Source organism: Anaerofustis sp. NSJ-163 (assembly GCF_024135845.1).
Classification (GTDB): Bacteria; Bacillota; Clostridia; order Eubacteriales; family Anaerofustaceae; genus Anaerofustis; species Anaerofustis butyriciformans.
In genome coordinates, this window is record NZ_JAMYJV010000007.1 from 22,782 (window position 1) to 47,943 (window position 25,162).

A 25,162-nucleotide genomic window follows, 5' to 3' on the forward strand; every position below is an offset into this window, starting at 1 on the left:
CCGTCTTTTTTATTTGCTTTCATGGGATTCTTTTTGTAAAAGTTCTCTTCTTCTCTTTTTAGAAAATCGTTCTTCTTCGCTAAAAATACATCCGCAGTAGTTTTGTCTGTATAAACCGAGTTCTATGGCTTTTTCCTGTCCTTCGTTAAAATAAGGTCTAAAATCTCTATATAGAAATTTAACATCATATTTTTTTGCTGCAGCTTTTGCAATGGAGCAAATCAAATTATGGTCTTGAAAAGGACTAATTAACAAAGTTGTAGAAAAGGCATCAAATCCATTTTCTTTTGCGTATCTTGCTGTTTCAAAAAGACGCATATTATAGCATACACCACATCTGTTATCAAAATTAGGGTAAATATTATCAATGAACTCTCTAAGTCCATATTCATTTTCTATAATAAGTTTTATATTAATGCTTTCAGTATAATCAATAAGTGTTTTTTTTCTTTTTTTATATTCATTAAAAGGATGAATATTTGGATTATACCAAAAACAAGTTGGTTCTATATTTTCTTTTCTAAGTGTATCAATGCACATTATTGAACATGGGGCACAGCATGAATGTAATAATACTTTCAAAATAAATCTCCTTTATGTATAATAATATATTATAAAATAAAATTGGTTAATTGCAACAAGATAAGGAAATAATAATATGGTAAATATAATAGCTTTGGGGATTGTTTTAATTTTAGTTTTAATATTTGTTATAATTGGCATTTCAATGATGAAATCAAAAAAGCCAATTCAATATTTGGCTAATACGGATAAAATACCAAATGTAAAAGACATAAAAGGGTATAACAAAACACTAGGTAAAATTTTTATTATTTTTGCACTGCTTCTTTTACCTATTTTATCACCTATAGTTTTATTTGCTCAAAATTCAAAGTATTCGTTTTTATCAATTTTATTAATGCCCTTTTGGGTGATAGGACTTATTATTTCTTGTGTATTTACGGAAGGGAAATATAAAAAATAAATTAGATATTATAATAGATTTTATGTGTATTAATGTTATAAAAAAAGAAACATCTAATATTTAGATGTTTCTTTTTATTTTAAATATTATTTTTTAGCTTCTTTTCTTGCATTTGCTTCTTCGATTATTTTAGCGCTTGCCATTTGAGGAACTTCATCATATCTTTCAAATTCCATTGTGAAAGATCCTCTTGCTTGAGTCATTGAACGAAGTTCTGTAGCATATTTGAACATTTCTCCTAAAGGAACTTCAGCAGTAATCATTGTTTTACCGTTTCCTACAGGATCCATTCCAAGAACTCTGCCTCTCTTCTTGTTTAAGTCTCCCATTACATCTCCTGTGTTATCATCAGGAATTGTAATTTCAACTTTATAAATAGGTTCAAGAAGTACAGGATCAGCAGCTGCCATACCTTGCTTATAAGCTATGCTTGCAGCCATTTTAAAGCTCATTTCGTCTGAATCTACAGGATGGAATTTTCCGTCAAACAATGTAGCTTTAAGACCAACAACAGGATATCCTGCTAGAACACCATGTTCTATACATTCTCTTAATCCTTTTTCTACAGCAGGAATGAAGTTTCTTGGAACTGCACCGCCTACGACAGCATCTACAAATACTAAATCATCTTCAAGATTATATGTAGGTTCAAAATCAATGTTTACAACACCAAATTGACCTCTACCACCTGATTGTTTTTTATGTTTACCTTCAGCAGTTGCTTTTTTCTTTATTGTTTCTCTGTAAGGTATAATAGGTGGAGTTAATACAACTTCTATGCCAAATTTATTTTTAAGTTTTTCTTTAACAACTTCAAGATGTGTTTCTCCCATACCGTAAAGTACGTTTTGATGTGTTTCATCATCTCTTTTAACAACAATTGTTGGGTCTTCTTCTCTTAGTTTATTAAGACCTGTTGAAAGTTTATCTTCATCTCCTCTTGATTTAGGTTCAATACCTGTAAAGATAATAGATTGAGGGAAGTTGATTGGGTTAAACTTAATATGGTCTTTAGGATCGCATAATGTATCTGATGTTTTAGTATATGCAAGTTTTGCAAGTGCACCGATATCTCCAGGATGCATTTCCATAACTTCTTCTTGTTTTTTACCAATTAATGTATATACTTTTGCAATTTTTTCTTTCTTATCTTGTGTTGTGTTATTTACTTCCATACCAGGTTTTAGAATACCACTTTTAACTTTGAATAAAGAAAGTTTTCCAACAAATGGGTCAGCAATTGTTTTAAATACGAAAGCACTAAGTGGAGCATCATCTTCATAATGTCTTTGTGCTTCTTTTCCATCTTGATCAACTTTTGCAGCTTTTGCTTCTATTGGTGTTGGGAAGTTATATACAATTGCATCTAAGAATTTATCGATAGCTATATCATTTAAAGCACTTACGCAGAATACTGGTATAAGTTCTTCGTTTGCTATTGCTGTTTTAACACCTGAATGTAATTCTGCCTCTGTTAACGTTCCATCTTCATCTTCAAAATATTTTTCCATTAATTCTTCATCTGTTGTTGCAGCAATTTCAAAAATAATGTCTTTATATTTTGTTGATTTTTCAATTGTAGAGTCAGGTACATCCGTAATTGTCATTTTGCCTTTTTCGTATGTATAAGCCTTATTATCAAAAATATCAGCTACGCTGTTAAAACCAACTCCTTCGTTGATAGGGATTTGGAATGGAACAATTTTAGGTCCTGTAAGGGCTCTTAATTCTTCCATAACTTTATGTGTATCTACATTTTCTCTGTCTAGTTTATTGATTACAAAGGCAATTGGTATTCCTCTTTCAACAGCCATTTCATAAGCTTTTTCTGTTCCTACTTGAACTCCGCTTACAGCATCAACTACTATTACTGCAGTATCAGCAACTCTTAGAGCCGAGCATTGTTCTCCTATGTAATCAAAATATCCCGGAATATCTAGAACATTAATTTTAACGCCACCGTGTTCTATAGGGATAAGTGATGTAGATATGGAACTATGTTTACTTTGTTCGCACGAATCATAATCTGAAATTGTTGTTCCATCTTCTGTTCTTCCAAGTCTTTCTATTAGACCTGCTTTAAGAGCCATAGCCTCTGCAAGCAAGGTCTTACCTGAGCCTCCATGGCCAAGTAGTGCAATGTTTCTTATGTCCTTGGTTTTATACGTTTTCATTTGTCTTTCTCCTTTTGCTTTTATTTTTGATGATAATATTCAAAAAGGCCGCAGCAATCTCACGAGATTATTTAGCTACAACCTTATGTCAACGATATTATTTACTTTTTCTTTTTTTTCTTTTTTTCATGTGGAAAAAATCCTTAACAACCATTACAGCAAACATTACGTTTTTTGCGGTGGAATAATATTGTTTTATTTTCATCGTACTATGCATTATTCCATTTGGATCATCAAGCGGTGTTTTAAGTGCTGTTTCAATTCCTTTTACAGAGTTATTTACTTTGTTTGTCAGCTCCTTTGCATCGCTTGTTATTCCCTCAACATTTTCAATTATTGAATTAATTTTGTTTGTATTTGCACTGGTAAGTGTTTGCACGTCTCTTAGTACATCGTTAAGTTTAGTCATTGTTTTTGATAGTTTGCTAACGGTTACAATTAAATATAAAATTAATACGACCAAAACAACGCATACAATTATTAAGGCTATATCTAAGGGACTAAGGTTTATAATCATTTAATTTTATTCTCCATTATAAAAGTTCTTCGTCAAATTTTAATTCGAAATCATCAAGATTTTCTTTTTTAGTTTCTTCTTTAGCTTCTTGAACCATATCTTTTAAGTCATCGATTTGTTCATCTGCATAATTAGCAACATCATCAATTCTTTCTTTAGCTGTGTTTAAAGCTAAATCAGCACTTGCTTTTGCTTGTTTAGAAAGTTTTTCTGCTTTTTCAAGTGAATGTTGCGCAAATGTGCAAAGTTCATCTTTTGCAATATAATAATTATCAATGGCAATATCCATTAATTCTTCTTTATTGTCGTAAGCATATTTTGCAGCTATACCTGCAGCTATTCCAACTATTAATCCTGCTAAAAATTTTCCGTTTGACATAATTTCCATCCTCCTTAATACATCTAATAATATATTATCACATTTTATACAAAAAATACATAGAAATTTAATGCTAAATTTTTTATGGTACTTTTAAACTTTAAAATCTACTTAAAATTATAATTTTTCATTCTATTTATTAATAAACTTAACATAAAAGCAATAAATGTTGGTGTTATCCACGCAAATCCAATACCATAAAAAGGTAATTTAATGCTTATGTCTGAAAATAAAGGTATGTTTATTATAATACTTGTTATTAAACAGACTGTTGTAGTAAGTTTATATACAATATTATTGTTACTTATTTGTTTATTTATACATGCAAGTATAATTAATACAATTGAAACGGGATATAAAATATTAAGTACAGGAACCGAATATTTTAAAATTGGTGTAAGACCTATTATTGAAATTAAGAAAGAAACAAGGGCAAAAATTATAACCCAGCTTCTATAACTAAGCTTTGGAAATGTTTCATTAAAATAAGTTCCGCAGCAGCTAAAAAGCCCTATGCAAGTATTTAAACATGCTATAACAAATATCATTGCAAGAATTATTAATCCTACTTTACCGTAAATCAAAGAAACTACATAAGTTAAAGTTTGGGCTCCGTTTTCTGTCATTTGTCCGCTTATTCCCGTAAAAAGTCCTGTTATTCCAAGCATAAAATATATGATTAAAAGAAATATTCCTGCTAAAAATCCAGCTTTAATCGTATATTTTGTAACTTTGTTACTATCTTTTATTCCTTTTTCGATTATATTCATTGAAATAATCATGCCGAAGTTTAATGCCGCAAGGGTGTCCATTGTTTGATATCCATCAATAAAACCTTTTACATATGAAAGATTTTTATATGTATCTGTTGGCTGCGTTATATTGCCAAACAAAGTAAAACATGCACCTATAAAAACTATAAAAATTAGAAAGAGCAGGCAAGGTGTAAGTTTTTTACCTAAATATTCCGTTAGTTTTTCCGGTTTTTGTGCAATAATGCCTGCAATTAGGAAAAAAATAAAGGAATAAATTATACTTGGTATAATGCTGTTTACATTAAAAAAAGGTAAGACAGCCATTTCAAATGAAGTACTTGCAGTTCTTGGAATTGCAAGGCAAGGACCAATTGCAAGGTATAGAACTAGAATAAAAACAAAAGAAAAAATAGGATGAACCCTATTAGTTAATTGTTTTAATCCTCCTGATTTTGTAACTGCGTATACCGCCAGTACAGGAAGCCCTATTGCACTTAAGGAAAACCCAATAAAAGCAGGTATAAAATTTGTCCCTGCGTTTGTTCCAAGGTATGGCGGAAATATTAAATTTCCTGCTCCGAAGAACATTGAAAATAATGTAAGTCCTATTAATATTGTGTCTTTCTTATTTAATTTGTTCATGATATGTCCCTCTTAAAAAATGTTTGAGTTATTTTACCATAAAATTACTTTTTTGTAAAAATAAAAAAAGCATACCAAAAGGTATGCTTTTAATTTTTAATTATTATTCAGCTGTATATGGTAATAAAGCAGCATTTCTTGCAATATTAACAGCTTGAGTAACGCCTCTTTGATGTTTTGCACAAGTTCCTGTTACTCTTCTAGGTAAAATTTTGTATCTTTCAGATACGTATTTCTTTAATACTTTTGTATCTTTATAATCAATGTGTTCAATTTTGTTTTCACAGAAGTAGCAAACTTTTTTTCTTCTTCTGAAACCGCCATTAGAACCACCTTGTCTTTGCATAGCCATAGCTTTTCTCCTTTTTTAATATTTAATTAAAATGGCATATCGTCATCATCCATTTCACTGAATCCATCCATAGGAACACCGAATTCATTGTCAGGGGATGAGAAGTTATTGTTATTTCTGCTCATGCCGTCATTTTTAGAGCCTAAAAATGTAACTTCTTCGGCAACAACTTCCGTAACATATCTTTTTGAGCCATCATTGGCGTCATAACTTCTTGTTTGAATTCTGCCTGCAACGGCTGTTTGTCTGCCTTTGCTTAAATATTGTCCGCAAAGTTCCGCAGTTTTTCCCCATGCAACGATAGGAATGAAGTCTGTTCCTCTTTCTCCGTCTCTTGATTTAAATGTTCTATCAACTGCTAACGTAAATGTGCTAACACTTGAACCTGAAGATAAAACTCTTGTTTCAGGATCTCTTGTTAGACGACCGATTAATACTACTTTGTTTAGCATTTTATTCTCCTAATTAATATCTTTTAACGATAATGTCTCTTAAGATATCTTCTGTAATTCTGAATGTGTGATTTAATTCATCAAGACATGCTTTTTCAGCTTCAAAATTAATTAATGTATAATATGCATCACGATATTTATTTTTAATTTTGTAAGCAAGTTTTCTCATGCCCCATTCTTCAACTTCTTCAACGTTACCACCGTTGTTTTTGATTACGTTTTGAATTCTTTCTATTATTCCTTTGATTTCTTCTTCAGTCATGTCAGGTCTAATAGCGAAAAGTGTTTCATATTTTCTCATATCTTTCACCTCCTTGTGGACTTATGGGGAAAACATCATGTTTTCCCAAGGATGCGACTTTTCGTCACAGTTTACTAATTATAGCATTATAAAAGGATTCTTGTAAAGTTTTTTTTGAAAAAAAAATAAAAAAAGAGCAGTATTCTGCTCCTTTTTTGTATAAATTTTTTATTTCGTATAAACTTTTGAATCTATTGCATATTTTGTTACATATAATGTTTTTTCTTCATAAGCACTGTTTCTTTCTTCAACTGTTGGAGAAACCGTATAGTCGCTTCCGTAAATCATTTTATGAAGATATTCTACATTTGATTTAAGTGTATCAAATACAAGGCACCATGCTCCGTTTATTGTTGCTGATTTTACTATGTTTTCATCAGTAAGGGATTGTGATTTTGGTCCTTCTTCACTTTTAAAATATGCTAAAATTATTGGCCACATATCGTTTGATTCAAGTGATGTTGTAATATAAGGAAGTACTGATTCCATCGCTTTTTTTTGTGTTAATAAGTCACTGTTTTTAAGCTTTTCATATATTTTATTCATTACTATTCTTTGTCTTGCGGTTCTTTGGTAATCTCCGTTTCCTGCATATCTTATTCTGCAATATGATAAAGCTTGTTTTCCGTCAAGAACCTGTTCACCTGATTTTGTAAGTTCTTTTGAAGGTGTTCCTCCAAGGAGTTTATTGTTTTCTCTTATAAATTTATTTAAGTTTTCTATTTCATCTTCTTTTACATCTAAAGTTATGCCACCTAAAGCATCTACAATATCCGCAACTGCTTCAAAATTTACCTCAACGTAATCAGTTATGTTTAAATCGAAATTTTCGTTTAATGTCTTAACTGTCATTAGTGGTCCGCCGTAAGAGTGCGCAGCATTGATTTTATCAAAGCCATAGTCTTGACCGTCTGTTTGTGCAATTTGAATATAGGAGTCTCTTAGTATTGATGTAAGAGAAATTTCGCCTGTTTTACTGTTTACAGAACATATCATCAAAGAGTCAGTTCTTCCGCTTTCTTCTCCTCTTGAGTCTACACCAAATAAAGCATAATTTTTAATATATTTACTTTGTGCACCATAATAATCTTCCACATAAGAAGAAATTCCTAGTTCTTCATTGCTTGTAGGGAAATCTACAGTATTCATCTTAGCAAATATTTGATTTACTTGATAATATGCAAAAGCAGCACCTATTATTAAAAATACTAAAATGAAGATTGCTATTTTCTTAAGTCTTCTTCTCCATTTTTTTTGCGGTTTTTTTCTTCTTTTTCTTCTTTTTTGATCAACCGGGATTCTGTTTTTAGGATCGTTATTTCTATTGGTTGTTTTCCTTTGTTTTCTTTTTGGACGGCTTGGCCTTTTTTTGTTATGGCTTCTTTGTTCCTTATCTCTTATTTTTCTAAGTTCACCCAAAGCTTCGTTCTCATCAATTTTAATGATTTCGCCGTCAGCTCTTTTTACTACAATTTTACCCATTATAAACCTCAGCTCATTATAAAATATTGTAAATATTCTAACGTAATAATATTACGAAAATATTATGACCTAATTAATTTTTTATTAAGAAAAAGGTTTCTCGAATTTAATATTTTAACAAAAAAATTGTTAATTACAATAATATAATAAATTTTTAATCATAATATAATAAATTTTTTTATAAATATATTTATAATACATATTGTTTAAAATAATTTGTAAATAAATATCTAAAATTATATTTTTTTTAAGTATATCATAAAAACTTATAATAGTATAATATTTATTGATTTAACCTTGATAATTGGGGAGTACTTGTTTAAAATACTATTATGGAATTATCTAAGAGAATAGAAAATAAAGTAAAACAATTTATCATTGATAACAATTTAATAAAGAAAAATGAAAGAGTAATGATTGCGTTGTCAGGTGGAAGCGATTCTGTCTGTCTTTTTCATATTTTAAATAAACTTAAATTATCTTTGTCTTTTGAACTTTTTGCTTTTCATTTGAATCATAATATTAGAAAAGAAGCTAAAGATGATGAAATGTTTGTCAGAAAATTATGTGACAATTATGGCGTAACATTATTTTTAAAGAGCGTAGATATACCAAGCATACAAAAGGAAGAAAATTTAGGACTTGAAGAATTAAGCAGAAATATTCGTTATAATTTAATAAATGAGGTTTCTAAAGAAAACAAAATAGATAAAACCGCAACCGCACATCATTTGCTTGATCATAGCGAAAGCATTATTTTAAATATGGTAAGAGGAAGCGGTATAAGAGGTCTTAGAGGGATTGGCGTAAAAAACGGTAATATAATAAGACCTATGCTTATTTTATCAAAAGATGAAATTCTTTCTTATATTGAGGAAAATAATTTAAAATACGTAACGGATAAAACGAATTTTGATACAGACTATAGCAGAAATAATATAAGACATAATGTTTTACCACACTTAAAAGAAATAAACAATAAAGCCTTTATGCATTTTTTTGAGCTCTCTTTAGTTGCTGAAGAAATTGAAGATCTTCTTAATGAACTCAGCAGTAATGTAGATATTTATCATGAAAAAAATTTGGTTTATGTTTATGTAAATGAATTTAAAAAGTTAAATAGAGCTGTAAAAAAACAGGTATTGTTTAATATGTTAAGGTCAATAAAGGTTACAAAAGATATAAGCAGTAAACATGTTAATAAAATTATAGAACTTATACAAAAAAATAAAACTACATTTGATCTTAATATATCAAATGATATAGTTGTTAAGAGAAGATATGAAAAACTTTATTTTGAATATAAAATAAAAGAAAATAACATACAAAATGAAGATAAAAAAATAAATATTAAGGTTGATAATTTAGATAATTTTAAAGCACAAATAAATAATTACAAAATTAATTTAAAAAAAATTAAATTTTTAGAAAAAAATACTGAAGATAAATACGTCGATTATGATAAAATAAAAAATAACCTTATTATAAGAACAAGAAAAGAAGGAGACGTGTTTTATCCTTTTGGATTAGAGGGAAGTAAGAAATTAAAAAAATATTTCATAGATAAAAAAATTCCAAGAGAAAAAAGAGATGAAATTCCTCTTTTAGTTGACGGAGAAAATATAGTTGCTGTAATAGGATATGAAATAAGTGATAAATATAAAACAGATAAAAATACAAAAAATATATTAAACATACATTATAATATTGAGAGGTAAAAAATGAAGGAAGATATTAAAAAGGTTTTAATTACTGAAGAAGAAATAAAAGCAAAGGTAGAAGAGCTTGGAAAAGTTTTGACTAAAGATTATAAAGATAAGAATCCTCTTGTCATTTGTGTTTTAAGAGGAGCTGTTATGTTCTTAAGTGATTTACTAAGAGAAATAGATACTTTTGTTGATATGGACTTTATGGCTGTATCCAGTTATGAAGGAACAACCTCTTCGGGGGTTGTAAATATTGTTAAAGATTTGTCAACAAATGTAGAGGGAAGAGATCTTCTTATTGTTGAAGATATTTTGGATACAGGAAGAACACTTGATTATTTAATAAGAATATTAAAAGAAAGAAATCCAAAAAGCGTAAAAGTATGTTCTTTACTTATTAAAAAAGGAAGAGAAGAAATAAAAGTTCCTGTGGATTACTATGGATTCTATATTCCAAATGAATTTGTTGTAGGCTATGGACTTGATTATAATGACAAATATAGAAACTTAAAATATATTGGTATATTAAAAGAAGAAGTATATTCTTAAAAGGTTTAATATCTGTTTAAATTATTGTTAATAATGAATAAGTATGATAAAATATAAAATTAATTTAAAAGGAAAGGATTGGAAGAGAAAATTTGAACAATAAAAAATTTAGAACCATAATTATATATGTTGTGCTGATATTTGGCGTATATTTTCTTATAAGCATGGTCACAGGTTCTGTAAATCCTCTTTCAGCTGCAAAAGTTGAAAAAGCTTCATACAGTAAGCTTGTTCAGAATTTAGAGGCCGATAACGTAAAAAGCATAACCATAAACAGAAATAAACAAAGTGCCGAAACTACATTAAAAAGCGGAGATACGATTTTGGTATCAAATGTTGCATTGTCGGAATTAGATAGTCTTTTGACAGATTATATCAAAGCTAATCCCGGAGAAATTGATGTAACTTATGAGATATCAAATTCAACAGGATGGACAAATATTTTAATGGTTCTTGTATCTCTTGGATTAATGGGCTTTTTAATCTTTGTTTTCTTCTCTCAACAAGGTGGAGGCGGAAGCAAAGTTATGTCTTTTGGTAAGAGTAAAGCAAAATTATATACAAAAAGCGACAAACAATATACATTTGATGATGTTGCAGGTGCAGATGAAGAAAAAGAAGAACTTGCAGAAGTTGTTGACTTTTTAAGATCACCAAAAAGATACATTGATTTGGGAGCGAGAATTCCAAAAGGTGTGCTTCTTGTAGGACCTCCCGGAACAGGTAAAACATTACTTGCAAAAGCAACTGCAGGGGAAGCAAAAGTTCCGTTTTTCAGTATAAGCGGTTCTGATTTCGTTGAAATGTTTGTAGGTGTTGGTGCCAGCAGAGTAAGAGATTTATTTGAAACAGCAAAGAAAAATGCACCATGTATTGTATTCATAGACGAAATTGATGCCGTTGGACGTCACAGAGGTGCCGGACTAGGCGGTGGGAATGATGAAAGAGAACAAACTCTTAACCAATTATTGGTTGAAATGGATGGATTCTCAAATCAAGAAGGAATAATCATAATAGCAGCGACAAATAGAGCTGATATATTAGACCCTGCTATATTAAGACCTGGAAGATTTGACAGACAAATTCTTGTAGCTCCTCCTGATGTAAAAGGTAGAGAAGATATCTTAAAAGTTCATGCAAAAGGCAAACCATTAGAAGATGATATTGATTTAAGCATTATTGCAAAAAGCACTGCCGGATTTACAGGTGCAGACCTTGAAAATGTAATGAATGAAGCAAGTTTGCTTGCTGCAAGAAAAAGAGAAAAGAAAGTTTCTATGAAAGACATAGAAGAAGCTATAAAAAGAGTTATTGCAGGGCCTGAAAAGAAAAGTAAGGTTATTACTGATGAAGATAAAAAAATTACAGCTGCGCATGAAGCTGGTCATGCAATTGTAATGAAGAGTCTTCCTCAATGTGATGAAGTAAGAGAAATTTCAATCATTCCAAGAGGAATGGCTGCAGGGTATACAATTTCGCTTCCTGACAATGATAATTCTCATATGCCAAAAGGTAAACTTCTTGATATGATTTGCGGTTTACTTGGTGGTAGAGCAGCAGAAGAAGTTATGCTTGATGATATTTGCACAGGTGCTTCAAATGATATTGAAAGAGCAAGTAAAATTGCAAGAAGCATGGTAACCGAATGGGGTATGTCAGATTTACTTGGACCTTTATGCTTAGGCAGCGGACAAGATGATGTATTTATTGGAAGAGACTTCTTAAGAAGTAAAAACTACGGAGAAGAAGTTGCGAGTGCAATAGATAAAGAAGTAAGAGACATTATAAACGAATGTCATGAAAAAGCTATTAATATTTTAGCTGAAAATAAAGATAAGCTTGAACTTATCACAAACGAATTAATCAAAAAAGAAACTCTAACCGGAGAAGAATTTGCAAGTTTATTTGAAACAGGGAAATATCCGGGAGAAGGAGAAAAAAACAATGAAGAAGAGGACAATATAAATGAATAAAGAATTAACTGTCGGATTAAAAAATGAAAGAGAAATGGTTGTAAAAGAAGAACATCTTGCATGTTCAAAAGGGAGCGGAGCCGCAAAGGTTTTTTCAACTCCTGATTTACTTTTACTTATGGAAGGAACTTGCTTTAAACTTGCTGAAGGATATCTGAGTGAAGAGGAATCAACTGTTGGAACTTTAGCAAACTTTAAACATCTTGCTGCAACACCACTTGGAATGAAAGTAAGATGTGAATGTGAGCTTATAGAAATTGACAGAAGAAGATTAGTATTTAAAGTCGAAGCTTATGACGAAAAGGAGAAAGTCGGTGAAGGAATTCACGAAAGATTTATCATAAACAAAGAGAAGTTTGAAGCAAAGGCTGAAAGTAAAAAATAAAATATAAAATATAAAATATAAAATATAAAATATATTGTAATAATGCTGATACTTATGGTATACTTTTTATGACATATTAAAATAGAACATGTAAAAAGTATAATATACGAATAAAGAGAAAAAAAATAAACATTAATACATAAAATGATTAATATGTATTAATGTTTATATGTTCCTAAATCTATACTTTTTATGACAAAGATTATTTATCAATTGTTATTAGTGTAAGTTTATTAATATGGTAATAAATATAGTTAAAATGTATTAAATGATTAGACAAGTATATTATTTTATTATTATTGAAATATAGAATGAAAAAGAGGTGTTAATGAAAGAAACAATAGAAAAGTATCAAGATATATTTACAGAACATTTTTTATTGATTTTATTATTATTTTCTCTTGTTGCATTGACAATTACGGGAATAGGAAGCCGGGAAATGGTTGGTTTAATTGGATGTATTCTATGCGTAGTAGCATTGACAAAGGATTCAGTTTTTATTGATCCATGGATTTTATTTCCGTTATTAATTTATGAGATTTTTAGCGCGTTATCTTCCATAAGTATTTTCGGTGATGTTTTTCATGGTTTTTTTAATACTCAAATCATATATCCGGTCATATATGTCTTTTTGTCACTCTTAAAAGACAGTGAACGTTTATGGATGCGCAGATTATGTGTTTTATGGGCAGGACTTATTTCGTGTTATGGAATTTTAGATTTTATATATTCTTCTTTTAACGGAGAGATTTTTAGACTTGAAACAATGTTAGGGAATCCAAATGCTTTAGGATGTTTTTTGGTTGTTGCATGGTTTTCGTTAAAGGTTAGTGAAATAAATGAGATAGAAATAAATATTGTAAGCAACATTATAAGCAGGTTGGAACCTTTAATACTTACAGCTTTAGCTTTGACGTTATCCATGGGAAGTTTTCTTTCAATGATATTGGCTACAATTATATTATTAATTCAAAAAGCTCGCATTTATAATAGGAAAGAATTAATTTCATTTGCTTTATTGACGATAGCTAAAAATATTTGTGGGATATCTGCAGGTATTATAATCTATTTTTCCGTAACTTTTGCGAATACTTTTTGGATTGCTTGTCTGACGATAATATATGTTTTTTTATTATCATTTTATTGGTATTTAATGGACGATTTTCTTAGAAAATATAAAAAAATTTCTTTATTAATATTTGCCAGTGGTTTGTTTTTTGTAATAGCTGCTATATTCATACGTACAAACGCCGTAGCAACTTTTATTGAAAGATTTAAGATGATGGAAAATGGGTTAGGATATATTTTAAAAAATCCAATTATAGGGGTCGGACCATATCAGTGGAGATATTTAAATTTGTATGATAGTGATATGTATTTTAATACATGGCATATTCATAATTCGCTTATTCATATAGGTGTTGAATTGGGTTTGGTTGCCTTATTAATGATGGTAATAATTATAATTCGTATATATATGAAAGGAGGAGATGGTATTGTTGGTTTTTCTGCATTTTTCTTTCATAATATGATTGATGTGAGTTTTTTTTATCCATGTATTACGGTTTTAACCATATTAACTACTGTAGGTTCTAATAAAGAAAAATATGAAATGGGTCGTTGTAGTAAAAATATTTTTTTTCTTGTTTTTTTTACTGTTTTTCTTTGTACAGGTTTTCATGATATTTTTTAGAAAGGGATAGATATGATACAAAAAGAGAAAAAATTTTTTCCGATATGGTGTATTTTGTGTTTTTTCTGTTTGTTGTGTGTAGCTTCGATAATAGAATGGAGAATGAATGTACATGGGCTTCCTGATAATGTAGGGCATAAACTGACTTTAGAAGAACAAGTTGAAATCATTGCTGATAACAGCTCCATGATTAAATATGTTTACTTAAGCCCGAATGCAACATTCCCGAGAGAAAAAAAGATAAAAAAAATTACAATACATCATATGGCAGGAACGATTTCTTTAGAAAGATTAGGAGAAGTTTTTGCGGACCCAAGCAGACATGCTTCTTCAAATTATGCCATAGATATAAATGGTAATGTCGGACTTTATGTTGAAGAGAAAAATCGTGCATGGACATCGTCAAGTCCTCAAAATGATAATCAAGCAGTTACCATAGAAGTTGCAAATGACGAGAATGGTGGAGAATGGCATGTTAGTGATGAATCTTATCAAGCACTCATTGAATTATGCGAAGATATATGCCGTCGAAATGAAATAAAAGAATTAATATGGACGGGCGATGAAACAGGGACGCTTACTATTCATAAATTTTTTAATACAGAAACAGAATGTCCGGGACCTTATTTGGAAAGTCTTATGGATAATATTGCAAATGAGGTTACAAAGCGGTTAAATGAATCGTAATATAATAAAATATGATTTATGTAAGTTTTTAATAAAAGTGGGAGGAATTTAGTTATTATGCAAAATAAAATTAAAAAAATTTCTGGAATATTATTGGTTGCAATAATTTTGTGTTTGCCCAACTTTGTATTCGCAAATTCGATTATCAAAGAAAAGGTCAAAACATTGAGTAACGATAATGTGTTTGCTTATTATAATTATTATGGTACAGAAAATCCAAAAGATCCGTATAGCAATGAGGATCCGAAAGATCCATATAGCAATGAAGATCCGAAAGATCCATATAGCAATGAGGATCCGAAAGATCCGTATAGCAATGAGGATCCGAAAGATCCGTATAGCAATGAGAATTCAAATGATGTTTATGACAATTCAGAACATAATTATAGAAAATCCGAAACGCCTAAGACGGGAGATAAGATAAGTATTAACACATACATAATTATTTCATTATTAAGTATTATTGCTTTGAGCGTAGCTGGAGAAATGGCAAAAAGAAATATAATTAAATAAGAAAACGAGTGTTATACTCGTTTTCTTATTCATATAATTCTTCTCTTACTTTAACTACAATTATACTTACATCGTCTTTAAGCTTTCCAAGACTTCTTGCATAAGCTTCATTAAACAGTTCATCAGCAATCTTTTGAGGATTTCTATATTCCATGTTAAGGATTTTTTCTTTTATAAGTTCTCTATCGTTCATAAATGCTTCTAAAAAGCCGTCACTTACCATATAAATATAATCATTGTTTTTTAATTTTATGGTCTCTTTTGCTATATCTATATTTTCTATTATTCCTATTGGAAGAGCTTGGGCAGAAAGACTGGTTACTTCACCCTCTCTTTTTAAGTAGCTTTCAGTTGCTCCTGCTTTTATAAATTCAGCTTTTGCTGTAAATAAATCAAAAAGTATAATATCGAGTGTAGAAAAAACTTCTTTTTCTTCAAGAGATAAAATTGTATTTATAGTGTTTATGCTGTCAATTTCTTCGCTTTCACATCCAAGCATTTCTTCCAGAAGATTTAACACTCTTTCACTTTGCATATTTGCTTTTTCTCCCGTTCCCATTCCATCGGCAAGGGCAATTAAATGTTTGTTTGTAGGAAGAATTATATTTGAGTAATTATCTCCGCATTTCTCTTTATCGTTTCTTTTCCCTCTTTTAATTCCAACGCTTAAAGAGAAAGGCATTCTTTCCGTAAAAGTATATTCAAAAGCTTCAAGAGAGGATTCCGTGAAAGAATCATAATCATACATGATGTTTTTATCTAATATCTCACTTAAAAGTAAAGGTACGGTTATTCTATATTCTTCGGAGGATAGTCGTTTGCTTGTTTTAATGTATATTCTCATTTTTCCCTGAAAATCTTCCAAGACTACACTTTCTTTTACTATAATTCCCATAGCAAAAAGGCTTTCTCTTATATTTTCTTCATCTTTTGAAAAGTAATTTAATCCCTTTTTTATGTTTGTATAAATATTGTCTAAAGTTTTATTTATGCTTTTGAATTCTATTTTCATAAGTTCTTTGAATTTAGAAAGTTTATTTTTGTAATCTTTTTTTATTTTGAGATTGTCACACAAGTAAGATGCGCTTTTAAAAATAAAGAAGTTATATTTGCATTTATTTACAAAACTTTTTGGTAAATCTTTTTTTGATGTTATTTTACCATTATATGTATCAAGTATTACTTGAGAAAAGTTTACAAAGGTTTCTTTTCCGTCTTCATTCCAACACTTAGCAAAGTTTTCGCAGTTTGTGCATATGTCGGCAGTTAGAACTTTGCAAATGCTTTTTGTTATATTCTCATTTTTTTCTTCTTCCTCTAAGGTTATGTTATAACTTACTTCGTTTATCATGTTTTTCTTATTTTCAATTTCTTCTTTTATTGCTTTTTTTATGGCACTATTAAATATATTTCCGTGAAAATCTTTTTGTTTTATATTTACCAAATTTAAAATTTTTTGATTAAAAGTTGTTGATACAATAAGAAAAATAATACCTGCAATTAATACATCAATTACCGGGATAGTAAACATAATACTTTTATTTACATAGCAAGAAAGGGTAAGAGTAGTAAATATAAATACCAAGGTGCTTATTCCTCTTGATAAATTTTTTGTCATTGAAGAAAATAAAGTAGCTACTGTAAAAATTAAAATTATATCAGTGCTGTATCCACCTTTTAGAGTAAGTAGAATACTTCCTATAAGTGAAAAACTAAGGCAAAGGCTTAATGAAAAGTAGGTAGATACAAAAAGCAACATAAAAGAGGTTATAATAAGAGCAATGGAAACTGTAAATATTTTTATATCACTTAACCCCAGTACTATTATTGAAAAAATAATAGACAGGCTTATTGCTTCAAAAGAGGAGAATTCTTTTTTTAAATCAAAATTTTCTATAAGATTATAAGAGGTATTAAAAACAAAAAATACCAATATTAAACTTAAACTTTCAATTAATGAATAAACATTGTTAATGGGTGGGTTTTTAAAAATATAATTAACAAAGAAACCGCTTAACAAAGTAATAAGGGCACATATAACGGAATATGTGCTTTTATTTTCATTTACTATATAATTTTGATTTACCATAAGCATAAAGCAAAATGCAATAATTAACCTAAAAGCTGAGGATATATTTAAATTGAAAGCTGTTAACACTGTCATAATGATTAAAGGTAAATTATTTAATTCCTTTTTATAAATTATAAAAGCACCAAATCCAAAGACAAACGGCAAAGTATAAGAAAAGAAAATACAAAAGCTATTTAATATTGACATAACAAGCATAAAAACATTGCGATAAGTTAAAAATTTGTTTTCTTTTCTTTTGTTTTTTAAATTTTCAGCGTATGTATTGTTGATTTTTAGTATACCTTCTCTACTTATCATATTAAAGCCTCCCATAAGTTATATAAAAATTATAAAAAGCCTCGTTGGTGAAATTTGATGAAAAAAAGAATAAAACTAAAAAAAATAAAAAACCCTTTAAGTATTTGTATTTAATTTGCTAATATTATATACTTACAGTGTAAATTAACTTAGAGGATAAAATCATGTTAGTAAATGGAAATGAAATAGAAATTTTAGCACCTGCCGGTAATTTTGAAAATTTAAAAACAGCAGTATTAAGTGGTGCGGATAGTGTATATTTTGGACTTGGTAATTTTAATGCAAGAAGAAACGCAAAGAATTTTTCAACATTTGAAGAGGTAAAAGAAGCGGTTGATTTTTGCCATTTAAGAGGTAAAAAAGCTCATGTAACTTTAAATACTCTTGTTTATGATAATGAAATAGAAAAGTTAATCGAAGAAGTTGAAATGATTAATAAAGCCGGCTTTGATGCTATTATAGTTCAAGATCTTGGAGTAATAAATATATTAAAGCAAATATCTCATGTGCCTCTTCATGCTTCAACTCAGCTTAGCGTTCATAATGTAAGTGATGCGAAAAAGCTAAAGGAAATGGGTTTTGACAGGGTTGTGTTATCAAGAGAATTATCTCTTGTGGAAATTCAAAGAATACTTGATGAAGTAGATGTTGAAGTTGAAATTTTTATGCACGGAGCTTTATGTATGAGTGTTTCCGGACAGTGTTATTTTTCTTCCGCACTTGGAGAAAGAAGCGGAAACAGAGGTTTATGTGCAGGGGTATGCAGGCTTCCTTTTTATGTTAATGATAAAAACAGGTATAATCTATCTTTGAAAGACGCATGTTATATAGACTATATTGATACTTTTGCAAAAATGGGTATTGCTTCTTTAAAAATAGAAGGAAGAATGAAAAGCAATGAGTATGTTAAAAGTGTTGTTTGTGCTGTTAAAGATAAAGTTGAAAAAGGATATTATAATAAAAAACAACTTGAAAATGTATTCTCAAGAAGCGGTTTTACAGATGGATATATAACAGGAAAAAGAAATGATATGTTTGGTATAAGAAGCGAAGAAGATAAATCTTATACTAAACAAATAAGTGAAGAAATTAAAAATATGGATATTGAAGAAGAAAAAGTTAAAGTTAATGTGACTTATGACTTTTCTTTAGGTGAAAAAGCATATGTTAAAGTAACCGATGAAGAAGGGGTATCGGTAGAACAGTTTGGTCCTATAATAGAGCAGGCGAAAAATAAACCTACTTTAAAAGAAAATATAGAAAAGAATTTAAGTAAGTTTGGTGAAAGTATATATTACGTAGATAAAATGGATGGAAATACTGATGATAATATTTTTATTCCGGTATCAGCTATTAATGAAATGAGAAGAAATGCCATAAAAGAAATGGACAGTATAAGACTAAACAGGTTTAAAACTTATGATATAGATACGTTAACGAAGATTAATAAGAAAGATATTGTAAGAGAACATAAAAATATTGCTGTATTAAGTAATATAAATTTATTAACAAATAAAGTTTTAAATTACTTTGATATTATATTTGTTCCATTATTTCAAGTTAAAAATATATCTAAAGATGTAATAGAAAAGTATAGTGAAAAGCTTGGGGTAGAAATACCAAGAATTTATTTTGACAGGGAAGATAATATAGAGTCAATGCTTGATACTGTAGAAGAGATTGGAATAAACAAAGCCTTATCTCATACCATAGGTAAAATATACTTAGCCGATGAAAAAGGATTTGATGTATATAGTGGGTTTGGCAGTAATATAACAAATTCATACAGCATAGATATACTTGAGAAAAATATTAACAATTTAAAAAATATTACTTTATCTTTTGAAAATACCGTAAATAATATAAATAAAATAAAAACAAATACTCCTTTATCTGTAATAGTTTATGGATATTTACCTCTAATGACTGTAAGAAACTGTCCCGTTAATGAAGAAGTAGGATGTAAGAATTGCAATAAAAATAAAAGCCTTACGGATAGAATGGGTAAAAAATTTAAAGTTAAATGTAACGGACAAACCAGTGAAATTTTCAACACATATCCCGTATGTATATTTGACAAATTAGATAAACTAAAGGATAATATTGATAGAGTATTCTTATTTACAAACGAGAATAGTAAAGAAGTTGATATTGTAATTGATAAATATTTGAAAAAAGAAAGATTAGCAGAAAGTACTAAAGGTTGTTATTTTAGGAAGTTATTATAGGAGGTAACTATGGAAAAAGTTGATTTTCATATTCATACTAACGCATCTGACGGGAGTTGGGATAGCGAAGAAGCTGTAATAAATATAAAAAAAGCAGGAGTTAAATACTGTGCTATATCGGATCATGACAGTATCTCAAACGTTAAATTAGCAGAATATCTTGCAAAACAAGAAGGAATAAATTTAATCAGGGCAACTGAAATATGCTCTAAGTCTTATGATAAAGAAGTTCATATTTTAGGTTATGATATTGATATAGATGATATAGATCTTACTTATACAATGACAAGAACAAAAAGAGTAAGACAAAACAGAGATACAAGAATAATAAATTGGTGCGCAAAGAGATATGATAATGTAAGTTTGGAAGAATACAATATATATAAAATGCAGGAAATGGCAGGTCTTCCAATTATGAATTATCTTGCAGAGAAAAACGTATGTAAGGGAATAGAACCTTTTAATGCAATTAAAGCTCAAGTTCCCGTTCCAAAAGAAGAAGATTTGCTATCTTCAGAAGAAATTATAGCAGCAATTAAAAAGGCGGGAGGTGTAGCAGTTCTTGCTCATCCATCATATTATTTCCCGGGAAATGTAATGCCAAAGGATATGCTTGAAAATTATCTTTCAATGGGAATTGACGGTATCGAGTGTTACAGCACTTATAATCCTTTAAAGGAACAAAATGAATATTATTTTGATTTTTGTAAAAAACATGATTTAATAGTAAGTGGAGGCTCCGATTGTCACGGAAGTGTTTATACAACAAGATTTGTAGGAACTCCTACGGTAGATTTATCACAAACAAACTTACTTTCAAGAACAAGAAACTATGCAAAATTGCAGCCTAACCCATGTTTTTAGTTGGTTTTTAGCTATTAGTCTTTATTTTTAAAGTAAATTTTAGTATAATACTAAAGTTAAAGTAAAAAGAATTTAAAGGATGAAAATAGAATGGAAAAAATTATTATAAAAGGCGGAAACAGATTATCTGGAGAAGTTACAATTACAGGTGCAAAAAATGCGGCTCTTGGAATTCTTCCGGCAACAGTTCTTGCCAGCGATAAATTTATTATTGAGAATTTACCTGATATTCAAGATATCAGAAACTATATAAGTATTATGAAAAAACTTGGTGCAAAAATCAGAAAGACATCAAAAGGTTTAAGTGTAGACACAACAAATATTGCAGATTGCACAAGTGATGAAATTGCAGAAGAAAGCACAAAAATGAGAGCAAGTTACTATTTGCTTGGTGCATTACTAGGAAGAAACGGAAGCGTTGAACTTCCACCTCCTGGAGGATGTGATATCGGTGCTAGACCAATTGATCAACATATTAAAGGCTTTGAAGCGTTAGGGGCAAAAGTTGATGTTAAAGGTTCAATAAAAATAGAAGCTCCAAACGGACTTAAAGGTACAAACATTTATATGGATGTTGTAAGCGTAGGGGCAACAATTAATATAATGCTTGCAGCAGTAAAGGCAAATGGTCTAACGGTTATTGAAAATGCCGCAAAAGAACCTCATGTTGTTGACATTGCTAACTTCTTAAATTTAATGGGAGCAAACATAAAAGGTGCCGGTACTGATGTAATAAGAATAAATGGGGTAGAAGAACTTCATGGTTGTGAATACTCTGTTGTTCCTGATCAAATAACAGCAGGAACTTATATGATTGCTGCTGCTGCAACAAAGGGGGACGTTTTAATTAAAAATGTTATCCCACCTCATCTTGATTCAATAACAGCTAAATTAATAGAAATGGGTGCTGAAGTTACGGTTGATGAAGATGATAATATTAGAGTAGTAGGAAGAGAATACATTAAACCTTGTAATGTTAAAACTCTACCATATCCTGGATTTCCAACAGATTTACAACAACCTATGGGACTGTTTATGTGTTTGGCAAACGGAGTAAGTACTATTACTGAAAGCATATTTGAAAATCGTTTTAGATATGTAACAGAACTGCAAAAAATGGGCGCAAACATAAGGGTAAATGGTAATACAGCAGTATTCACAGGTCCTTGTGAACTTTACGGTGCAAAAATTCAAGCAACTGATTTAAGAGCCGGTGCTGCTATGATATTGGCAGGGCTTGTTGCTAAAGGTACTACTGAAGTTACTAATTTAAAATATATTGATAGAGGATATGAAAATATAGAAGAGAACTTTAGAAATTTAGGTGCCGATATAGAAAGAGTTGATTCATAAAATATTTAATCCCCTAAATATAAAGGGGATTTTATTTTATATAATAAATATATATAAATTACATAAAATGAAAGGGAGAATAAATTGAAGTTTACAAATCTCTTTTCTTCATCAAAGGGAAACAGTTTGCTTGTGGAAAGTGAAAATACAAAAATTTTAATAGATGCAGGACTTGCTGGTAAACATATAATAAATGAGCTTAAAAAGATTGATGTAGATATTCATGATATAGATGCAATACTTATTACTCATGAACATTCTGATCATGTAAAAGGTGCAGGTGTATTATCAAGAAAAGCCGATATACCTATTTATATTCAAAAGGATGCTTGCCCTTCGGTTTTAAAAAAGATAGGAAATGTTAAAGGAGATAATATATACAGAATAGAAGAAGAAAGACCACTATATATAAATGATTTATTAATTGATAGCTTTTCTATTCCTCATGATGCTGTTGCTCCTGTTGGATTTACTATTGATGATGGTAAAAATAAAATTGGCGTGGCAACAGACATGGGAATGATAATGGAAAGTGTAATAAATAAGCTTAAGGATTGTAAATTTGTTTTTTTAGAAGCAAACCATGATGAAACAATGCTAAAAAATGGGTCTTATCCAATTGAATTAAAACAAAGAATTTTATCGCCTTTCGGTCATCTTTCAAATACAGACAGCGGTAAAGTATTAAGTGAGCTTATAAAAGGAAAGACAGAAAGAATCAGGCTTGGACATTTAAGCGAAGAAAATAATCTTTCTTCTGTTGCTTTTGAAACGGTAAAAGACGTTGCAAAAAGCAATGATGCCATTGAGGGAAAAGATTTTGTTTTAGATGTTGCAAACAGAATAGGTATTAATGGGACTATTCATTGTTAGGAGGTCAATATGCAAAAAAAGGGGAAAAGCGGACTTACCATATTCTTTTTGGGATTAATTATAGGTGGGATTATATTCGGTTCATTAGCTTTTTTTATAACTAATATGAGGATGAATGCTTTAATTGATGAAAAACTGGGTATGGAAAGCGAAATAGTAACAGATGATTCTTCAGGAAGCGTTACACTTAAGGAGTCTACTACCGAAAAAGTTGCGCAAAGTGTTACTCCAGCTGTTGTAGGTGTTGAAACAGTTTCGGTAACAAAAGATATATTTGATAGAGAGTCTGAGGTTGGAGGAATTGGAACAGGTTTTATTGTAGATAAAAACGGTCTAATACTAACAAATCAGCACGTTGTAAGTGAAAATCCAAAACAAATAAACGTAACATTAAAAGACGGAAGAAATTTTGATGCGAAGGTAATATATTCATCTACTACTATTGATTTGGCAGTAATAAAAATTGATGCAAAGAATTTGCCTGTTGTAAAACTAGGGGACAGTGAAAAAATAAATATAGGTCAGACTGCAATTGCAATAGGAAATCCAATGGGACTAACTTTTGAAAGAACCGTAACACAGGGGATAATCAGTGCCCTTAATAGAAGTATTGCTGTAGATTCTTCAACAGTTGCTGAAGATTTAATTCAAACAGATGCTTCAATAAATGAAGGAAACAGTGGAGGTCCTTTATTAAATCTTGCAGGAGAAGTTGTTGGAATAAATACTTATAAAATTCAGTCCGGAGAAGGGCTTGGCTTTGCAATTCCGATAAATATTGCCAAACCAATTATAGAACACATAAAAAAAGAGGGAGAATTCGTTCCTACGGTTATGGGAATTGAAGGTGTAGATAAAGAAATCGCAAGATATTATTCAGAAGATATAGATTTAGAAAAAGGAATTTTAATTGTCGGTGTTGTAAATGGAATGGGTGCTGATAATGCCGGTATAAAAGAAAATGACATAATAACAAAGGTTAATAATGTTGAAATAAAAAATATGCTTCATTTTAGAGAACAGCTTTATTATCATAGCCCCGGAGATAAAGTTAAAGTTACTTACGAAAGAGACGGAAAAAGCAAGACAGTTGAAGTAGTATTAAGTAAAGGAAATAATTAAACAGCTTTAGGGCTGTTTTTTTATTGAAAAAGAATTTTATAAAAGCTCCTATTGGTGGTAAAATAAAAAAGAGGTGTTATCATGAAAGAGGTTATAAATAGAAAGCAGAAAAGTTATATAAAATGGATTGTTGCAATAATTGGTCTTGGGTTGTTTCTTTATTTATGTATTAAACTTAGTGTAAATGACCTTAATAATTTTGATTTTATGGTTTATAATTTTGTATCTTCTTTTACATCACCTGAAACTACAAAGATATTTAGGTTTATTACAAGGTTTGGTTCTATTGAAGTAATATTTCCTCTTTGTATTTTAATCTTTATGCTTATGAAAGATAAGAAAAAAATAATATTATCAATAGTAAATATACTGGGAGCTGTATGTTTAAACCAAGCTTTAAAGTTTATAATAGAAAGACCTCGTCCTGCCGTTGTAAGACTTGCAGAAGCAAGTGGGTTTAGTTTCCCAAGCGGGCATTCAATGTGTTCATTAGCATTTTACGGATTTCTACTTTATCTTCTTATAAGAAGCAACGGTGGATTTTGGTTTAAATTTTTTGGAAGTATTTTAATATGTTCTCTTATTATATTAATAGGAGTAAGCAGGATTTATCTTGGGGTGCATTATTCAAGCGACGTTATTGCAGGGTTTGCTCTTGCACTTTCTTATTTAATTGTGTTTACTGATATTACCGATAAAATTGTATATAAAATATAAAAGAACGCTTTGACGTTCTTTTATTTATAATTGATGTAATTATATTTATGGTATGATATAATATTTCCTTA

The 25,162-nt window shown here is 29.7% G+C and carries 24 protein-coding genes; 14 read left to right on the top strand and 10 right to left on the bottom strand.

Annotated features, from left to right (window positions below; genetic code table 11):
• Positions 1 to 9: 9 nt before the first annotated feature.
• On the bottom strand, positions 10 to 582 hold the full coding sequence (locus M6G78_RS09540; RefSeq protein ID WP_138267972.1) for an epoxyqueuosine reductase QueH: 573 nt from the start codon (positions 580 to 582) through the stop codon (positions 10 to 12).
• A gap of 76 nt (positions 583 to 658) precedes the next feature.
• Between M6G78_RS09540 and M6G78_RS09545 the strand changes: the two genes are divergently transcribed.
• A complete protein-coding gene (locus tag M6G78_RS09545) occupies positions 659 to 985 on the top strand; it encodes a hypothetical protein (RefSeq protein WP_253230243.1) in 327 nt (108 codons plus the stop codon).
• 86 nt (positions 986 to 1,071) lie between these two features.
• Here M6G78_RS09545 and fusA read toward each other — a convergent pair whose 3' ends face one another.
• The 8 genes from fusA to M6G78_RS09585 all read right to left on the bottom strand — a co-directional run bounded on the left by fusA (position 1,072) and on the right by M6G78_RS09585 (position 8,039).
• The gene (gene fusA, locus M6G78_RS09550) at positions 1,072 to 3,159 is read right to left on the bottom strand and encodes an elongation factor G (protein ID WP_253230244.1); all 2,088 of its coding nucleotides are present in this window, start codon (positions 3,157 to 3,159) and stop codon (positions 1,072 to 1,074) included.
• 97 nt (positions 3,160 to 3,256) lie between these two features.
• Positions 3,257 to 3,676: a DUF948 domain-containing protein gene (locus tag M6G78_RS09555; protein ID WP_138267975.1), complete on the bottom strand. Its 420-nt coding sequence runs from the start codon at positions 3,674 to 3,676 to the stop codon at positions 3,257 to 3,259.
• A 16-nt stretch (positions 3,677 to 3,692) separates the two neighbouring features.
• A complete protein-coding gene (locus M6G78_RS09560; RefSeq protein ID WP_138267976.1) occupies positions 3,693 to 4,055 on the bottom strand; it encodes a hypothetical protein in 363 nt (120 codons plus the stop codon).
• A 107-nt stretch (positions 4,056 to 4,162) separates the two neighbouring features.
• Positions 4,163 to 5,452, bottom strand: coding sequence for a branched-chain amino acid transport system II carrier protein (gene brnQ, locus M6G78_RS09565; protein WP_253230245.1), 1,290 nt, complete (start codon positions 5,450 to 5,452; stop codon positions 4,163 to 4,165).
• 103 nt (positions 5,453 to 5,555) lie between these two features.
• Positions 5,556 to 5,804 carry a 30S ribosomal protein S18 gene (gene rpsR, locus M6G78_RS09570; RefSeq protein ID WP_138267978.1) on the bottom strand — a complete coding sequence of 83 codons (249 nt, stop codon included), beginning with the start codon at positions 5,802 to 5,804 and terminating at the stop codon, positions 5,556 to 5,558.
• Positions 5,805 to 5,830: 26 nt separating this feature from the next.
• Positions 5,831 to 6,256 carry a single-stranded DNA-binding protein gene (locus M6G78_RS09575; RefSeq protein WP_138267979.1) on the bottom strand — a complete coding sequence of 142 codons (426 nt, stop codon included), beginning with the start codon at positions 6,254 to 6,256 and terminating at the stop codon, positions 5,831 to 5,833.
• A gap of 13 nt (positions 6,257 to 6,269) precedes the next feature.
• The gene (rpsF, locus tag M6G78_RS09580) at positions 6,270 to 6,557 is read right to left on the bottom strand and encodes a 30S ribosomal protein S6 (RefSeq protein ID WP_207734391.1); all 288 of its coding nucleotides are present in this window, start codon (positions 6,555 to 6,557) and stop codon (positions 6,270 to 6,272) included.
• A 168-nt stretch (positions 6,558 to 6,725) separates the two neighbouring features.
• On the bottom strand, positions 6,726 to 8,039 hold the full coding sequence (locus M6G78_RS09585) for an LCP family protein (protein WP_253230246.1): 1,314 nt from the start codon (positions 8,037 to 8,039) through the stop codon (positions 6,726 to 6,728).
• Between the two features lie 332 nt (positions 8,040 to 8,371).
• Here M6G78_RS09585 and tilS point away from each other — a divergent pair, with 332 nt between their 5' ends.
• The 7 genes from tilS to M6G78_RS09620 all read left to right on the top strand — a co-directional run bounded on the left by tilS (position 8,372) and on the right by M6G78_RS09620 (position 15,545).
• Positions 8,372 to 9,757, top strand: a complete 1,386-nt coding sequence (tilS, locus tag M6G78_RS09590; protein WP_253230247.1) for a tRNA lysidine(34) synthetase TilS — start codon at positions 8,372 to 8,374, stop codon at positions 9,755 to 9,757.
• 3 nt (positions 9,758 to 9,760) lie between these two features.
• Positions 9,761 to 10,294, top strand: a complete 534-nt coding sequence (gene hpt / locus M6G78_RS09595; RefSeq protein ID WP_253230248.1) for a hypoxanthine phosphoribosyltransferase — start codon at positions 9,761 to 9,763, stop codon at positions 10,292 to 10,294.
• Between the two features lie 92 nt (positions 10,295 to 10,386).
• Positions 10,387 to 12,267: an ATP-dependent zinc metalloprotease FtsH gene (ftsH, locus tag M6G78_RS09600; RefSeq protein ID WP_371922841.1), complete on the top strand. Its 1,881-nt coding sequence runs from the start codon at positions 10,387 to 10,389 to the stop codon at positions 12,265 to 12,267.
• Positions 12,260 to 12,652: a thioesterase family protein gene (locus M6G78_RS09605; RefSeq protein ID WP_253230249.1), complete on the top strand. Its 393-nt coding sequence runs from the start codon at positions 12,260 to 12,262 to the stop codon at positions 12,650 to 12,652. Before ftsH ends, M6G78_RS09605 begins: the two co-directional genes overlap by 8 nt.
• 328 nt (positions 12,653 to 12,980) lie before the next feature.
• On the top strand, positions 12,981 to 14,345 hold the full coding sequence (locus M6G78_RS09610) for an O-antigen ligase (protein ID WP_138267986.1): 1,365 nt from the start codon (positions 12,981 to 12,983) through the stop codon (positions 14,343 to 14,345).
• A 102-nt stretch (positions 14,346 to 14,447) separates the two neighbouring features.
• A complete protein-coding gene (locus M6G78_RS09615) occupies positions 14,448 to 15,032 on the top strand; it encodes a peptidoglycan recognition family protein (protein WP_138267987.1) in 585 nt (194 codons plus the stop codon).
• A 57-nt stretch (positions 15,033 to 15,089) separates the two neighbouring features.
• Complete coding sequence (locus M6G78_RS09620; RefSeq protein WP_138267988.1) at positions 15,090 to 15,545, top strand: hypothetical protein; 456 nt, start codon at positions 15,090 to 15,092, stop codon at positions 15,543 to 15,545.
• 25 nt (positions 15,546 to 15,570) lie between these two features.
• Here M6G78_RS09620 and M6G78_RS09625 read toward each other — a convergent pair whose 3' ends face one another.
• A complete protein-coding gene (locus M6G78_RS09625) occupies positions 15,571 to 17,934 on the bottom strand; it encodes a SpoIIE family protein phosphatase (protein WP_253230250.1) in 2,364 nt (787 codons plus the stop codon).
• A 164-nt stretch (positions 17,935 to 18,098) separates the two neighbouring features.
• Here M6G78_RS09625 and M6G78_RS09630 point away from each other — a divergent pair, with 164 nt between their 5' ends.
• The 6 genes from M6G78_RS09630 to M6G78_RS09655 all read left to right on the top strand — a co-directional run bounded on the left by M6G78_RS09630 (position 18,099) and on the right by M6G78_RS09655 (position 25,091).
• Positions 18,099 to 20,162, top strand: coding sequence for a U32 family peptidase (locus tag M6G78_RS09630; RefSeq protein ID WP_253230251.1), 2,064 nt, complete (start codon positions 18,099 to 18,101; stop codon positions 20,160 to 20,162).
• Between the two features lie 9 nt (positions 20,163 to 20,171).
• Positions 20,172 to 21,026 carry a PHP domain-containing protein gene (locus M6G78_RS09635; RefSeq protein ID WP_138267991.1) on the top strand — a complete coding sequence of 285 codons (855 nt, stop codon included), beginning with the start codon at positions 20,172 to 20,174 and terminating at the stop codon, positions 21,024 to 21,026.
• A gap of 90 nt (positions 21,027 to 21,116) precedes the next feature.
• Positions 21,117 to 22,379 (top strand): UDP-N-acetylglucosamine 1-carboxyvinyltransferase, encoded by a 1,263-nt coding sequence (locus M6G78_RS09640; RefSeq protein ID WP_138267992.1) that lies wholly within the window; start codon positions 21,117 to 21,119, stop codon positions 22,377 to 22,379.
• Between the two features lie 84 nt (positions 22,380 to 22,463).
• Entirely contained in the window at positions 22,464 to 23,252 is a 789-nt protein-coding gene (locus M6G78_RS09645) for an MBL fold metallo-hydrolase (protein ID WP_138267993.1), read from the top strand.
• Between the two features lie 9 nt (positions 23,253 to 23,261).
• Complete coding sequence (locus M6G78_RS09650; RefSeq protein ID WP_171020544.1) at positions 23,262 to 24,374, top strand: S1C family serine protease; 1,113 nt, start codon at positions 23,262 to 23,264, stop codon at positions 24,372 to 24,374.
• 81 nt (positions 24,375 to 24,455) lie between these two features.
• The gene (locus M6G78_RS09655) at positions 24,456 to 25,091 is read left to right on the top strand and encodes a phosphatase PAP2 family protein (protein ID WP_138267994.1); all 636 of its coding nucleotides are present in this window, start codon (positions 24,456 to 24,458) and stop codon (positions 25,089 to 25,091) included.
• Positions 25,092 to 25,162 lie beyond the last annotated feature (71 nt).

Excerpts from the sequence above, each read along its gene's own strand:
- M6G78_RS09545 (WP_253230243.1), top strand. The coding sequence starts at position 659 with ATGGTAAATATAATAGCTTTGGGGATTGTTTTAATTTTAGTTTTAATA.
- fusA (WP_253230244.1), bottom strand. The coding sequence starts at position 3,159 with ATGAAAACGTATAAAACCAAGGACATAAGAAACATTGCACTACTTGGC.
- M6G78_RS09555 (WP_138267975.1), bottom strand. The coding sequence starts at position 3,676 with ATGATTATAAACCTTAGTCCCTTAGATATAGCCTTAATAATTGTATGC.
- M6G78_RS09560 (WP_138267976.1), bottom strand. The coding sequence starts at position 4,055 with ATGTCAAACGGAAAATTTTTAGCAGGATTAATAGTTGGAATAGCTGCA.
- brnQ (WP_253230245.1), bottom strand. The coding sequence starts at position 5,452 with ATGAACAAATTAAATAAGAAAGACACAATATTAATAGGACTTACATTA.
- rpsR (WP_138267978.1), bottom strand. The coding sequence starts at position 5,804 with ATGGCTATGCAAAGACAAGGTGGTTCTAATGGCGGTTTCAGAAGAAGA.
- M6G78_RS09575 (WP_138267979.1), bottom strand. The coding sequence starts at position 6,256 with ATGCTAAACAAAGTAGTATTAATCGGTCGTCTAACAAGAGATCCTGAA.
- rpsF (WP_207734391.1), bottom strand. The coding sequence starts at position 6,557 with ATGAGAAAATATGAAACACTTTTCGCTATTAGACCTGACATGACTGAA.
- M6G78_RS09585 (WP_253230246.1), bottom strand. The coding sequence starts at position 8,039 with ATGGGTAAAATTGTAGTAAAAAGAGCTGACGGCGAAATCATTAAAATT.
- tilS (WP_253230247.1), top strand. The coding sequence starts at position 8,372 with ATGGAATTATCTAAGAGAATAGAAAATAAAGTAAAACAATTTATCATT.
- hpt (WP_253230248.1), top strand. The coding sequence starts at position 9,761 with ATGAAGGAAGATATTAAAAAGGTTTTAATTACTGAAGAAGAAATAAAA.
- M6G78_RS09605 (WP_253230249.1), top strand. The coding sequence starts at position 12,260 with ATGAATAAAGAATTAACTGTCGGATTAAAAAATGAAAGAGAAATGGTT.
- M6G78_RS09610 (WP_138267986.1), top strand. The coding sequence starts at position 12,981 with ATGAAAGAAACAATAGAAAAGTATCAAGATATATTTACAGAACATTTT.
- M6G78_RS09615 (WP_138267987.1), top strand. The coding sequence starts at position 14,448 with ATGAATGTACATGGGCTTCCTGATAATGTAGGGCATAAACTGACTTTA.
- M6G78_RS09620 (WP_138267988.1), top strand. The coding sequence starts at position 15,090 with ATGCAAAATAAAATTAAAAAAATTTCTGGAATATTATTGGTTGCAATA.
- M6G78_RS09625 (WP_253230250.1), bottom strand. The coding sequence starts at position 17,934 with ATGATAAGTAGAGAAGGTATACTAAAAATCAACAATACATACGCTGAA.
- M6G78_RS09630 (WP_253230251.1), top strand. The coding sequence starts at position 18,099 with ATGTTAGTAAATGGAAATGAAATAGAAATTTTAGCACCTGCCGGTAAT.
- M6G78_RS09635 (WP_138267991.1), top strand. The coding sequence starts at position 20,172 with ATGGAAAAAGTTGATTTTCATATTCATACTAACGCATCTGACGGGAGT.
- M6G78_RS09640 (WP_138267992.1), top strand. The coding sequence starts at position 21,117 with ATGGAAAAAATTATTATAAAAGGCGGAAACAGATTATCTGGAGAAGTT.
- M6G78_RS09650 (WP_171020544.1), top strand. The coding sequence starts at position 23,262 with ATGCAAAAAAAGGGGAAAAGCGGACTTACCATATTCTTTTTGGGATTA.
- M6G78_RS09655 (WP_138267994.1), top strand. The coding sequence starts at position 24,456 with ATGAAAGAGGTTATAAATAGAAAGCAGAAAAGTTATATAAAATGGATT.